13 protein-coding genes are annotated in these 12,826 nt (G+C 34.5%); 12 read left to right on the top strand and 1 reads right to left on the bottom strand.

What is annotated here, in order from left to right; all coding sequences use genetic code 11:
- Positions 1-68 precede the first annotated feature (68 nt).
- The 10 genes from sufB to FHP04_RS01660 all read left to right on the top strand — a co-directional run bounded on the left by sufB (position 69) and on the right by FHP04_RS01660 (position 8,216).
- The gene (sufB, locus tag FHP04_RS01705) at positions 69-1,514 is read left to right on the top strand and encodes a Fe-S cluster assembly protein SufB (RefSeq protein WP_139854105.1); all 1,446 of its coding nucleotides are present in this window, start codon (positions 69-71) and stop codon (positions 1,512-1,514) included.
- 18 nt (positions 1,515-1,532) lie between these two features.
- Positions 1,533-1,937, top strand: a complete 405-nt coding sequence (locus tag FHP04_RS01700; RefSeq protein WP_139854104.1) for a hypothetical protein — start codon at positions 1,533-1,535, stop codon at positions 1,935-1,937.
- Between the two features lies 1 nt (position 1,938).
- Entirely contained in the window at positions 1,939-2,688 is a 750-nt protein-coding gene (gene sufC / locus FHP04_RS01695) for a Fe-S cluster assembly ATPase SufC (RefSeq protein ID WP_139854103.1), read from the top strand.
- 78 nt (positions 2,689-2,766) lie between these two features.
- Positions 2,767-4,080, top strand: a complete 1,314-nt coding sequence (sufD, locus tag FHP04_RS01690; protein WP_139854102.1) for a Fe-S cluster assembly protein SufD — start codon at positions 2,767-2,769, stop codon at positions 4,078-4,080.
- 53 nt (positions 4,081-4,133) lie between these two features.
- A complete protein-coding gene (locus tag FHP04_RS01685) occupies positions 4,134-5,348 on the top strand; it encodes an aminotransferase class V-fold PLP-dependent enzyme (RefSeq protein ID WP_139854101.1) in 1,215 nt (404 codons plus the stop codon).
- 87 nt (positions 5,349-5,435) lie between these two features.
- A complete protein-coding gene (locus FHP04_RS01680) occupies positions 5,436-5,882 on the top strand; it encodes an META domain-containing protein (protein ID WP_139854100.1) in 447 nt (148 codons plus the stop codon).
- 2 nt (positions 5,883-5,884) lie between these two features.
- A complete protein-coding gene (locus FHP04_RS01675; protein WP_139854099.1) occupies positions 5,885-6,310 on the top strand; it encodes a SufE family protein in 426 nt (141 codons plus the stop codon).
- Positions 6,311-6,314: 4 nt separating this feature from the next.
- Entirely contained in the window at positions 6,315-6,638 is a 324-nt protein-coding gene (locus FHP04_RS01670) for an SUF system Fe-S cluster assembly protein (RefSeq protein WP_139854098.1), read from the top strand.
- A gap of 37 nt (positions 6,639-6,675) precedes the next feature.
- Positions 6,676-7,179 carry a DUF2480 family protein gene (locus FHP04_RS01665; protein ID WP_139854097.1) on the top strand — a complete coding sequence of 168 codons (504 nt, stop codon included), beginning with the start codon at positions 6,676-6,678 and terminating at the stop codon, positions 7,177-7,179.
- 113 nt (positions 7,180-7,292) lie between these two features.
- A complete protein-coding gene (locus tag FHP04_RS01660) occupies positions 7,293-8,216 on the top strand; it encodes a DUF3078 domain-containing protein (RefSeq protein WP_139854096.1) in 924 nt (307 codons plus the stop codon).
- Between the two features lie 87 nt (positions 8,217-8,303).
- On the opposite strand, the gene hflX is transcribed toward FHP04_RS01660, so the two are convergent.
- On the bottom strand, positions 8,304-9,515 hold the full coding sequence (gene hflX, locus FHP04_RS01655) for a GTPase HflX (RefSeq protein ID WP_139854095.1): 1,212 nt from the start codon (positions 9,513-9,515) through the stop codon (positions 8,304-8,306).
- 387 nt (positions 9,516-9,902) lie between these two features.
- Here hflX and FHP04_RS01650 point away from each other — a divergent pair, with 387 nt between their 5' ends.
- The gene (locus FHP04_RS01650; RefSeq protein ID WP_139854094.1) at positions 9,903-11,849 is read left to right on the top strand and encodes a gliding motility-associated C-terminal domain-containing protein; all 1,947 of its coding nucleotides are present in this window, start codon (positions 9,903-9,905) and stop codon (positions 11,847-11,849) included.
- A 39-nt stretch (positions 11,850-11,888) separates the two neighbouring features.
- Positions 11,889-12,806: a PorP/SprF family type IX secretion system membrane protein gene (locus tag FHP04_RS01645; protein ID WP_139854093.1), complete on the top strand. Its 918-nt coding sequence runs from the start codon at positions 11,889-11,891 to the stop codon at positions 12,804-12,806.
- Positions 12,807-12,826: the final 20 nt, after the last annotated feature.

Here is a 12,826-nt window from a genome sequence, read left to right as displayed (position 1 = left end):
GCAAATGAATTTAAGTAAGTTCTTTATTCTGTATTGAATTTAGAACTACAAATTTTGAATTAATAAAAATGAAATACACCGAAGACGATTTAAAGAAAGAATTAGAAACCAAGGAATATGAATATGGGTTCTATACGGATATAGAATCTGACACATTTCCTGTTGGATTAAATGAAGATGTAGTACGCGCAATTTCTAAAAAGAAAGAGGAGCCAGAATGGATGACAGAGTGGCGTTTAGAATCATATCGTTATTGGTTGAAAATGGTAGAACCAGAATGGGCAAATGTACATTATGAAAAACCTGACTTTCAGGCGATTTCATATTACTCTGCACCAAACAGCAAACCTAAGTACGATAGTCTTGATGAGGTAGATCCGGAATTGTTAGACACTTTTAAACGATTGGGTATTTCATTAGACGAGCAAAAGAAACTTGCCGGAGTTGCAGTAGATATTGTAATGGATTCAGTTTCTGTGGCAACCACTTTTAAAAAGACATTAGCCGAAAAAGGAATTATTTTCTGCTCTATTTCTGAGGCGATTAAAAATCACCCTGAATTAGTAAAGAAATATTTAGGTACTGTAGTGCCACAGAGAGACAACTTTTACGCAGCTTTAAATAGTGCAGTATTTAGTGATGGTTCTTTCTGTTATATTCCAAAAGGAGTACGTTGCCCAATGGAACTTTCTACTTACTTTAGAATTAATCAAGCAGGTACAGGACAGTTTGAAAGAACGCTTGTAATTGCAGATGAAGACAGTTACGTAAGTTACCTTGAAGGCTGTACAGCACCAAGTCGTGATGAAAACCAATTACACGCTGCAGTAGTAGAGTTAATTGCATTAGATGGAGCTGAAATAAAGTATTCTACAGTACAAAACTGGTACCCAGGAGATAAAGAAGGAAAAGGAGGGGTTTATAACTTTGTAACTAAAAGAGGTATTTGTGAAAAGAATGCGAAAATTTCTTGGACACAAGTAGAAACTGGTAGTGCTGTTACTTGGAAGTATCCAAGTTGTATTTTAAAAGGAGATAACTCAATTGGTGAATTCTATTCTATTGCTGTTACAAATGATTATCAGCAAGCAGATACTGGAACCAAAATGATTCATATTGGTAAAAACACTAAGAGTACGATTATCTCTAAGGGTATTTCGGCTGGTAGATCTCAAAACAGCTATCGAGGGTTGGTGAAAATTCATCCAAATGCAGATAACGCGCGTAACTTCTCTCAGTGTGACTCATTATTAATGGGGAATAGCTGTGGGGCTCATACCTTCCCATATATTGAATCTAAAAACAAATCGGCTCAAATAGAACACGAAGCTACTACAAGTAAAATTGGTGAAGACCAAATTTTCTATTGTAATCAACGTGGAATTGACACTGAAAAAGCAATTGCCTTAATAGTAAATGGTTTTGGGAAAGAGGTTTTAAACAAGTTGCCTATGGAGTTTGCAGTGGAAGCGCAAAAACTCTTAGAAATCAGTTTAGAAGGATCTGTAGGATAAACATTAGAAGTTTAAATTATGAAAAAATACTTATTGATATTAACGCTTTCATTAGTGTTTTATTCCTGTAAAAACTCTGAAGGAGATAAAACTTCTGACGAGCTAACAACTCAAAACGAAGAGGCCTTTCCAACGTTTCAAGGGGATTTTATCAACACCGATGGAGCCTTAGTTTTAATGGGATCGAGCTTTATCTATGGCGTTAAGCGCAATGAAGTTTCAGATGAATTATCAAAACGAGTTTCGGCAGTTAAAACTAACGATTTTGATATGGTAGGAGTTATAGTTAAAGGAGTAGTTTCCGAAAATACCGATACCGATACCAATTGGGAAGAAATAATAACAATAAAAGAAATTGTGAAGGTGAATGATTCCCCTTCAGCAGTAGATATTAAATTACAAGAATCAGCAAAGACAAATTGATATGCTAAAAATTAAAGATTTATACGCCGGATTAGAAGGTAAAGATATACTTAAGGGTATTAACTTAGAGGTAAAGGCAGGTGAAGTTCACGCCATTATGGGGCCAAACGGTTCAGGTAAAAGTACTTTGGCGTCTGTAGTTGCAGGAAAAGAAGAGTTTGAAGTAACTAAAGGAGAGATTATTTATGAAAATGAAGATATTTCCGAGTTAGATCCAGAGGAAAGAGCGCATAAAGGTATCTTTCTTTCTTTTCAATATCCAATAGAAATTCCAGGAGTTTCAGTAACAAACTTTATTAAAACGGCTATCAACGAAACGCGTAAAGCAAAGAAGATGGACGATATGCCTGCTTCTGAAATGCTTAAAATGATTAAAGAAAAAGCTGCTATGTTAGAGATTGATAGAAAATTCCTATCTAGATCTTTAAACGAAGGTTTTTCTGGAGGTGAGAAAAAGCGTAACGAAATTTTTCAAATGGCGATGCTTGAGCCAAAACTTGCAATCTTAGATGAAACAGATTCAGGATTGGATATTGATGCTCTTAAAGTTGTTGCTAATGGTGTAAACAAATTAAAAAGTGAAGACAATGCAATAGTTGTTATTACGCACTATCAACGTTTATTAGACCATATAGTTCCAGATTTCGTTCACGTATTAATGAATGGGAAAATCGTAAAATCTGGTACTAAAGAGCTTGCTTATGAGCTTGAAGAAAGAGGATACGATTGGATTAAGGAAGAATTAGTATAACAATTCAAGAATCAAAATTCAAGGTTCAAGATTAACTTGAATTCTGGATTCTGGATTCTGAATTCTGAATTGAAAGAAATGAGTTTTAAAGACAAATTATTATCATCATATATTGCTCTCGAAGATTACTTGGAGTTTGATTCGCCATTACACGATGTGCGTAACAATGCTATAAAAATCTTTGAAGAGAAAGGATTTCCAACAAAAAAAGATGAGGAGTGGAAGTATACTTCACTAAATTCTTTATTAAAAACAGACTATAGTGTTTATTCAAATAAAGAACGCAATGTTGAACTTCAAGATGTACGCAAGTATTTCCTTAATGAAATAGATACCTATAAACTTGTTTTCATAGATGGGGTTTATAGTTCATTCCTTTCGGAAACTACACACGACACCTTAGACGTTTGTTTAATGTCGGCTGCTCTTAACAAGAAAAAATACAAGCCCGTTATTGAAGCTTACTTCAATAAAGCTGCGAAAAGTGATAGTTTAACTGCACTTAATACAGCTTTTACCAAAGAAGGGGCGTATATTCATATTCCTGCACATAAAGAAGTAGAAAAGCCTATTGAGATTCTAAACTTCTCAACTGGCAACGAAGCGGCAATGTTTCTTCAACCAAGAAATTTAATTGTTGTAGGTGAAAATGCTCACGTACAAATTATAGAGCGTCATCAAAGTCTTTCTACTAATGAAGTTCTTACAAATTCAGTAACTGAAATTTTTGCTGAAAAACGAGCTTATGTAGATTATTATAAAATTCAAAATGACGTTGAATCAGCATCGTTAATTGACAATACGTATATTTCACAACAACGTGATACGGTTTGTCGTGTTCATACTTTTTCATTTGGTGGGAAATTAGTACGCAATAATTTAAACTACTTCCAAAACGGAGAGAATTGTGATTCTACATTAAAAGGAATAACTATCCTTAAAGGAAAACAACACGTAGATCACAATACATTAGTTCATCATATTTCGCCTAATTGCGAAAGTCACCAAGATTACAAAGGGCTATTTGCTGATTCATCTGTAGGTGTATTTAATGGGAAGATTATCGTTGAAAAAGATGCTCAAAAGATTGACGCATACCAGCAAAACGACAATATTTTAATTGACGATAATGCCACGATTAACGCTAAGCCTCAATTAGAGATTTTTGCAGACGATGTAAAATGTTCTCACGGATGTACTATTGGTCAGTTTGATGAAGAAGCCTTATTCTACTTGCGCAGCCGCGGAATTGGAATGAAAGAAGCACGTGGTTTAATGATGTATGCTTTCGCAAACACTGTTTTAGAAAGTGTGAAAATTCCAGAATTGAAAGTGCGAATCAACAAGCTTATTGCAAATAAGATTGGAGTAAGTTTAGGCTTTGAACTTTAAGAAATAGTGTTCGTAAGCTAACAAAGATTCAAGAATTAATTAAAAGAATATAAATGTCCTTCGATATCCAAATTATACGTAAAGATTTCCCCATTCTTTCTCGAAAAGTTAATGGGTATCCATTAGTGTATTTGGACAATGCAGCTACGTCTCAAAAGCCACAACAGGTGATTGATGCTATTGTTGATTATTACAGTAACTACAATGCAAATATTCATCGAGGTGTGCATTCGCTTTCACAAGAAGCAACTGATGCTTATGAGGCTGCTCGACATAAAATTCAGAATCACTTTAATGCTAAAGAAGCATTTGAAATCATTTTTACTGCGGGAACAACTCACGGAATTAACTTGGTTGCAAATGGCTTTGCATCATTATTGAATAAAGGCGACGAAATAATTGTTTCTGTTTTAGAGCATCACAGTAATATTGTTCCTTGGCAAATGCTATGTGAAAAAACAGGCGCTGTTCTGCGGGTAATTCCAATGAATGAAGAAGGAGAGTTGCTGATGGATAAATACGCTAAGCTGCTTTCAGATAAAACAAAACTTGTTTTTGTAAACCATATTTCAAACGCATTGGGAACAATTAACCCAATAGAAGAAATTATCGAGAAAGCACATAGTGTAGGAGCTGCTGTTTTGATTGACGGTGCTCAGTCTTGTTCGCATATAAAGCCAAATCTTCAAGAATTAAATGTAGATTTCTATGTTGCCTCTGCTCACAAAATGTGCGGCCCAACAGGAGTTGGAATTTTATATATGAAAGAAGAGTGGGGAAACAAACTTCCTCCATATCAAGGTGGTGGTGAAATGATAGCTGAAGTATCATTCGAAAAAACCACCTATGCCGGACTTCCGCATAAATTTGAAGCCGGTACACCGAATATTTGTGGAGGTATAGCTTTTGGTGTAGCAATAGATTACCTTAATGCAATTGGTTTTGAGGCAATAGAGACTCATGAAAATGAACTTTTAACATACGCGACCAAAAAACTCCTAGAAATCGAAGGTTTAAAAATTTATGGTACAGGACAAAAAACCTCTGTAATTTCTTTTAATATTGAAGGTTTGCATCCGTATGATATAGGGACAATTGTGGACAAACTAGGTATAGCTGTAAGAACAGGGCATCACTGTGCTCAACCAATTATGGATTTTTATAAAATCCCTGGAACTGTTCGAGCTTCCTTTGCGTTTTACAACACTCTAGAAGAAGTTGATGCATTAGTAGAAGCTGTTAAGAAAGCAAAAACGATGCTTTCATAAATGCCTTATAAAAAGTTAATGTACAATTCTAGTAAATTTTGAGTTTGTAACTTTATAAAAGTTTAAACCAATTAAAACAATTATACTATGAAATCACTTGCTACATTATCAATATTGATGTTCGCACTTATTTTTACAAGTTGCGACGAGACTAAAAAAGTTATAGATGTTGCTGGAAGCGTTCAGTTAACAGGAAATTATACTGTTTCAGCTATTAACGGAGAAAAACCTACTGTTAAAGAAGTTCCTTCATTTTCTATGTCAGCATTAGATAACACTTTCAGAGGGGCTACTGGCTGTAACTCGGTGTTTGGATCCTACAACTTAGATTTATATGCAATTAGTTTTAAAGACTTAGCAGTAAGTGAAAGAGAATGTGCTGGGAAAGATATCATGAAGGTTGAGCGTGACTTTTTAGACGCATTAAATAAAACGGGATCATATTCCTTACAAGACGGGGTGCTAACCTTTTATTCAAAAACTGATAGAAGTGTAGTACTTTCAGCTAAAAAAGAAATAAGAAATCAAGAATAAATATGACAATTGAAGCAATACAAGAAGAGTTGATAGATGAGTTCTCAATGTTTGACGACTGGATGCAACGCTATGAGTATATGATAGATTTAGGAAAATCTCTTCCGCTTATTGATGAAGAATTAAAAACAGACGACAAGCTTATTAAGGGTTGCCAAAGTAAAGTGTGGTTAAACTCTGAAATGAAAAACGACAAAATAATATTCACTGCCGATAGTGACGCTATTATTACAAAAGGAATAATTGCAGTATTAGTCCGCGTGTTTTCAAACCAGGAACCACAAGCAATTCTTGATGCGGATACTGATTTTATAGACGAAATTGGATTGAAAGAACACCTTTCTCCAACCCGTGCTAATGGATTAGTATCAATGATTAAACAAATGAAAATGTATGCATTAGCATATCAAACACAAGCAAATAGTTAAACAAATGGAAGAAAAAATAGATATGGCTGAACTCGGCGAAAAAGTAATCGCTGTTATTAAAACCATTTATGACCCAGAGATTCCGGTTGATATATATGAATTAGGACTTATTTACGACGTTTTTATTAATGAAGATTACGAAGTAAAAATATTGATGACTCTAACAACTCCTAACTGTCCTGTAGCAGAAAGCTTACCAATGGAGGTAGAAGATAAAGTTAAGTCGTTAAAGTACGTTAAAGATGCTGAGGTTGAGATGACTTTCGACCCGCCTTGGAGTCAAGAGCTTATGAGTGAAGAAGCTAAGTTAGAACTCGGAATGCTTTAATAAAAAAGTTTTATAATTCATTTTAATTACTTTCTCTGTGGAAGAAATTGTAAATCGCGTAGCGAATAGTAAGCTTATGGTCTTTGATCTTGAGGAGTTTTATCCACAAGGTGAAAGACTTGCTTTTGATATTTCCATTTGGCTTGCAGAAGGCATTGTACTTCGTGAAAAAGAATTTAGAGAGAAAGCCAACGAGCACGATTGGGGTCAGTATCAAAATAAATATGTAGCCCTTTATTGCAGTACAGATGCTATTATTCCAGGATGGGCGTATTTATTGATTTCACTTCATTTATCGCCTTTTGCAAAAAACGTTTCTGTAGGAAGTCTAGAGGAATTAGAAACTGTTCTATTCACCGAAATTCTAAAAGATTTAGACGTTTCTGAATATCAGGACAAACCTGTAATTATAAAAGGGTGTGTAAGTAAACCAATACCTCCAAATGCTTATGTACAAGTAGCGCAAAAGCTTCAGCCTGTAACTAAAAGTATTATGTATGGCGAAGCCTGTTCTTCGGTGCCACTATTCAAGAAAAAGTAATTTTTTTAACAAACAATTGGCAAATCCTTAATTTTAACGCTCTTTTTTGTTAATTTTTTACACAATATGCAAATTAGTAATTATTTTTGCCTTAAATAAAAACTTTAAGATTCATGAAAAAAATTTTACTACTTGCAGCAATCTTATGTGCGCCTCTTGCACTAGTTGCTCAAAATGAAACCAAAGAGGATACTATCCCAAATGGTTGGTCAAGATCAGGAAACATTTCTTTATTGTTTAATCAAGCTGCCTTCAACCACGAGTGGACTGGTGGGGGAAGTTCAAATATTGCAGGAAATCTTGGGTTGAATTACGATTTCAACTATAAGCACGATAAGCTTAGCTGGAACAACCGTATTATTGCAGAATATGGTATGACTAAAAATAAGGACGACAAATATGCACGTAAAACTAATGATCGTCTTGAGTTAAACTCAATCTTAGGTAGACAAATAAAAGAAAGTAACTGGTATTACTCATTCTTCTTAAACTTTAAAACTCAATTTGGTTCTGGTTATGAGTATAATACCGACTTAAACCCAGGTGATGAAGGATACCGTACTGAAGTTTCTAAATTTATGTCTCCAGGTTACTTACAATTTGGTCCTGGTATGATGTGGAAAAAGAACAATAATCTTTATGTTAATATAGCGCCTGCAACTGCACGTTTAATTTTTGTAAATAAAGATTTTACAAATGTTGGTAACAACCCAGTAGCTATCGCAGCATTTAATGAAAACCCATATTTTGGTGTTGAAGCTAACGAAACAACCCGTTTTGAATTTGGCGCTTCAGTTTCTGCTTATGCAAAACTTGATTTGATGGAAAACGTGTCGATGGAAAACTTATTGGCTCTTTACTCAAACTACTTAGAAGATCCACAAAATGTTGATATAGATTATACTATGAATTTATTGTTTAAAGTAAATAAGTATATATCAGCTAACGCTACTTTCCAGGCTATTTATGATGACAACGCTGCTCAAGGGTTCCAAATTCGTGAAGCAATTGGAGTAGGGGTTACTTACGGATTCTAAATAAAAATTTAATTATAAGTTCTTTACAAGAAGGACTTTAAATAAAAAAGACCTGTCAGAAATTTAATTTTTTTGACAGGTCTTTTTTTATTCCTCCTCTGTATATTCGTCGTATAGGAAAGTGTTATAAGGAAAACGAGTGGTGTGAATTTCTCTCACTTTGTCGTATACTAACTTTCGGAATTCATCAAAGTTTTCTTTGTTTAATGCTGAAATAAAAATGGCATCTCCATTAAGTTTCGCCATCCAAGTATGTCTCCATTCTTCCAGAGTATAATGAGCTTTGGTCTTTTCAGTAATTAAATCGTCTTCTTCAATTTCTTCGGGCTCATAAGCATCAATCTTATTAAAAACCATAACAGTAGGCTTATCAGCGCTTCCAATTTCCTCCAGAATTTTTTCAACCGAATCAATATGGTGTTCAAAAGAAGGGTGGCTTATATCTACAACATGCAGCAATAAATCAGCCTCACGCACTTCATCTAAGGTGCTTTTAAAAGACTCTACTAGTTGTGTAGGTAGTTTTCTGATAAAACCAACAGTGTCGGTTAAAAGAAATGGTAGGTTACCTATAACAACCTTTCTTACTGTTGTGTCTAATGTTGCAAAGAGTTTGTTTTCTGCAAAAACATCGCTTTTACTAATTACGTTCATCAAGGTGGATTTCCCTACGTTTGTATATCCAACCAATGCTACACGTACAAGTGAACCTCGATTCCCGCGTTGCACTTCCATCTGACGATCGATTTTTTTTAATTTGTCTTTAAGTAAAGATATTCGGTCTCGAACTATACGTCTATCCGTTTCAATTTCTGTTTCTCCAGGACCACGCATTCCAATTCCTCCACGTTGACGTTCCAAGTGAGTCCACATCCCCGCTAGTCGAGGTAAAAGATATTCGTATTGTGCAAGTTCTACTTGTGTTCGTGCATAGCTTGTTTGTGCTCTTTGCGCGAAAATATCAAGAATAAGGTTGGTTCTGTCTATGATTTTACATTGAAGTATTTTTTCAATGTTTTTTTGTTGTGCTGGGGTAAGTTCGTCGTCAAAAATAGCTACGCCAACTTCATTTTCATTTACGAAGTTTTTAACTTCCTCTAGCTTTCCGGTACCTATAAATGTTTTTGGATTAGGAACATCCATTTTTTGAGTAAAGCGCTTTAGAACTTCCCCGCCTGCGGTATAAGCCAAAAATTCTAACTCGTCTAAATATTCTTCAGACTTTACTTCGTCTTGAAATTTAGTTATTAATCCTATTAGTATAGTTTTCTCGTATGAGATATCAGTTTGTTCAATCATATTTTTTTAGTAGATGCTGTCATTTATTGGTATATATTATAACAAATGTACAAAACACTTGGCAAGAGATTTTTATACTTTAGATGCAATTAACACAAACCATTCATGTTTTTAGTAATATTTTACAAAATAGACAATTAATTGTTGATTATTAGATATGTAACAATAAAACAATAATTGGTATAATTATTATTTATTTTACATTGAATGAGTGAAAGATTATAAATAAACTAACATATATGGTTAATTATCAATGAAGTTTGCTAATTGGACTTAGGAATATAACTCTTTTTTAACAAGAATATAACCTCGGAAATTCTTATATTTCACCTCTGAAAAATTAAGTAAAATCAAATTATTAATTAATCATCACCAACACTAAATTTTATGGAGATAAAATTACCTAACAGTTTTTGGGATTGTCAACATTATTTTAAAGTCAATCTTAAAACTATCGTACCAATAGTATCTTTCTTTTTATTGATGCTATCATCTACATCTGTTTTTGCCCAAGGGGGTGGAACTTGTGCAGATATTCAGCCTTTCTGTGCAGGAAATGACGCACTAATTTTTGCAAATTGTAATGACCAAGATCCTAACTGTAATGCTACGGCAGAAGCAGGGCCAGATTACGGATGTTTGTTTTCACAACCTTACCCAGCATGGTTTTATTTACAAATTGACCAGCCTGGAAATTTAGATTTTGAAATTATTCAAAATACAGCATTTAATTCAAATGGAGATCCTATAGGACAGGGATTAGATGTGGATTTTATTGCCTGGGGACCTTTCCAGCCAGGAGATGATCTTTGTGATTATACTCAGCTACAATCTTTCAATGAAATTGCTTGTAGTTATTCGGCTCAACCAATTGAAAACTTTACTATCCCAAATGCACAAACTGGAGAAATTTACGTTCTAGTAATTACTAATTACAATCGTAACCCAGGCTACATTAAATTAGGCCAAATAGGAGGAGACGGAAGTACAAACTGCGACATCGTTTTTGATTGTTCAGTTACAATTAATGAAGGGGATCAAAATTTATGCGGTGAAGACGAAGTTCTTTTAACCACTACAGTTTCTGGTCCGGTAGAAACTTATGAGTGGTACTTAAACGATGTTTTAATCGTAGGTGCAACTTCAAGTGAATACCTTGCAACTGAAACAGGTGAATACAAGGTAATTGCAAACGGAACTGAGTGTAACTCTCCTGTTGAAGATATAGTAAATGTATCATTCGGTCCTATAGTTACAGCTGAAGCAATTGATATAATTGCATGTGACGATTCGTCCAACGATGGTATTGAAGCCTTTGATCTTGACGGAAATTCTTCTAGGGTACTAGGTAATCAGGACCCTAATGAGTTTACTGTAACTTATTACTTAACTCAAGCTAATGCTGACGCTGGGGAAGCACCTTTAACATCGCCTTATACGAATGTTACTAACCCTCAAACTATATATGCTAGAGTTGAAAGTAATGTTTCTGCGGTTTGTTATGCAACTTCTGAGGTGGAACTTAAGGTTGAAGAAACTGTTGAAATAACTACAGATTTACCAACTTCAGCAGAAATATGTGATGTTGAAGAGTTTCCAGTTTTTGACGCTACTCCTACTAATACTGACATCGATCTTTCGTTAGTTACTTATGAATGGGTTGATCAAAACAACAACGTTCTTTCTACAGAAGCTATTTTTTCTCCTTCTGCAGCTGGGACTTATACGGTAAATATTGGTTATCCTTGTGGAGACACATCATTTACAATTGTGATGAATGTAATTGCATCACCTACTGTTGATTTAGGTGCAGATTTCCAAATTTGTGCTAACCAAACCACAATTCTTACAGCAAACACTGATGTGGAAGGTGTAACTTTTCAATGGTATTTAAATTCAACGCTAATTGAAGGAGAAACTAATAACACTCTTGAAGTTGTAATTGAACAAGGAACAATAGGTACTCAAACTTATACTGTATTAGTATCTAACGATCAATGTACAGCAGAAGACTCTATAGATTTAACATTGTACCCAATTACAAATTGTATTATTTCCGAAGGAATTTCACCAAATGGAGATGGGTATAACGACATCCTTGATTTGAATTTCTTAAATGATAGAACTGGAATTAGAAAGATTCAAATCTTTAACAGATTTGGTACTTTAGTTTATGTGCAAGATAATTATACAAACCAATGGGAGGGTCAGACTACTGATGGAGATGAACTTCCAACTGGAACATACTTCTATGTAATTGATCTTGCTGGAAATGACGCTGTTTATGGAGAACAAGCTACAGGCTGGATTTATCTAAACAAAAAAGCGAACTAAAATTCTACTAAATACTTTTTAACTACCAAATAGATAAAAATGAAAAAACATATATATATCTTAACAGTACTTATGACGGTATTGCTGTTGCAAGAATCACAAGCACAGCAAGACCCTCAATATACTCAGTACATGTACAATATGAACGTGGTTAACCCCGCATATGCAGGTTCTAAAGAAAGCTTATCGCTTACAGCCTTGTATAGAAATCAATGGCATGGATTAGAAGGAAACCCAGTTTCTTTTACATTTTCTGGACACAGTCCAATTGGAAGAAATATTGGATTAGGGCTTTCCGCAATTAGAGATGAAATTGGACCAGTAAAAGAAACGAATGTTTACGCAGACTTTTCTTATACGCTACACTTAGGAAATACAGTAAATTTAGCACTTGGTCTTAAAGCTGGTGCAACTTTCCACGATGTAGGCCTTTCAAGTTTAGAACTTCAGCATCCAGACGATCCAATGTTTTCAGAAAACATAAATAATACTTATCCTAATTTTGGTGCAGGAGCATTCTTATACGGAGAAAATTTTTATGTTGGTCTTTCAGTGCCTAACTTAATGAAGTCTGTTCATTTAGATGAAAATGGAATCAAATACGGATCTGAAACAAATCACTTTTTTGCAACAGCAGGTTATGTATTCCAAGTTTCAGAAGCTTTCAAACTTAAGCCTTCTGTGATGGTGAAATCTGCATTTGATGCCCCTGTTTCATGGGATGCCAACCTGAACTTTTTGTTCTTTGACATGATTGAAATTGGTGGGTCTTACAGAGTAGATGATTCTTTTAGTGCATTATTCGGAGTAAATATTACACCTGATCTTCGTTTTGGATATGCGTACGATCACGTAACTTCTGATCTAAAAATTGTAGGACCAGCTTCTCACGAGCTTATACTAACATTCGATCTTAATTTAAAACCAAAAGTTTTACGTTCACCTAGATTCTTCTAATAACTAACTAATTTCATTTA

It is taken from the genome of Aequorivita sinensis (assembly GCF_006346335.1).
GTDB lineage: Bacteria > Bacteroidota > Bacteroidia > Flavobacteriales > Flavobacteriaceae > Aequorivita > Aequorivita sinensis.
Note: the sequence above shows the minus strand (reverse complement) of the source record. Positions and strands in the feature narration are given on the sequence as shown.

Coding starts and splice junctions, on each gene's coding strand:
- FHP04_RS01685 (WP_139854101.1), top strand. CDS start 4,134: ATGTCCTTCGATATCCAAATTATACGTAAAGATTTCCCCATTCTTTCT.
- FHP04_RS01650 (WP_139854094.1), top strand. CDS start 9,903: ATGGAGATAAAATTACCTAACAGTTTTTGGGATTGTCAACATTATTTT.
- FHP04_RS01660 (WP_139854096.1), top strand. CDS start 7,293: ATGAAAAAAATTTTACTACTTGCAGCAATCTTATGTGCGCCTCTTGCA.
- FHP04_RS01675 (WP_139854099.1), top strand. CDS start 5,885: ATGACAATTGAAGCAATACAAGAAGAGTTGATAGATGAGTTCTCAATG.
- hflX (WP_139854095.1), bottom strand. CDS start 9,515: ATGATTGAACAAACTGATATCTCATACGAGAAAACTATACTAATAGGA.
- sufB (WP_139854105.1), top strand. CDS start 69: ATGAAATACACCGAAGACGATTTAAAGAAAGAATTAGAAACCAAGGAA.
- FHP04_RS01670 (WP_139854098.1), top strand. CDS start 6,315: ATGGAAGAAAAAATAGATATGGCTGAACTCGGCGAAAAAGTAATCGCT.
- FHP04_RS01680 (WP_139854100.1), top strand. CDS start 5,436: ATGAAATCACTTGCTACATTATCAATATTGATGTTCGCACTTATTTTT.
- FHP04_RS01645 (WP_139854093.1), top strand. CDS start 11,889: ATGAAAAAACATATATATATCTTAACAGTACTTATGACGGTATTGCTG.
- sufC (WP_139854103.1), top strand. CDS start 1,939: ATGCTAAAAATTAAAGATTTATACGCCGGATTAGAAGGTAAAGATATA.
- FHP04_RS01700 (WP_139854104.1), top strand. CDS start 1,533: ATGAAAAAATACTTATTGATATTAACGCTTTCATTAGTGTTTTATTCC.
- sufD (WP_139854102.1), top strand. CDS start 2,767: ATGAGTTTTAAAGACAAATTATTATCATCATATATTGCTCTCGAAGAT.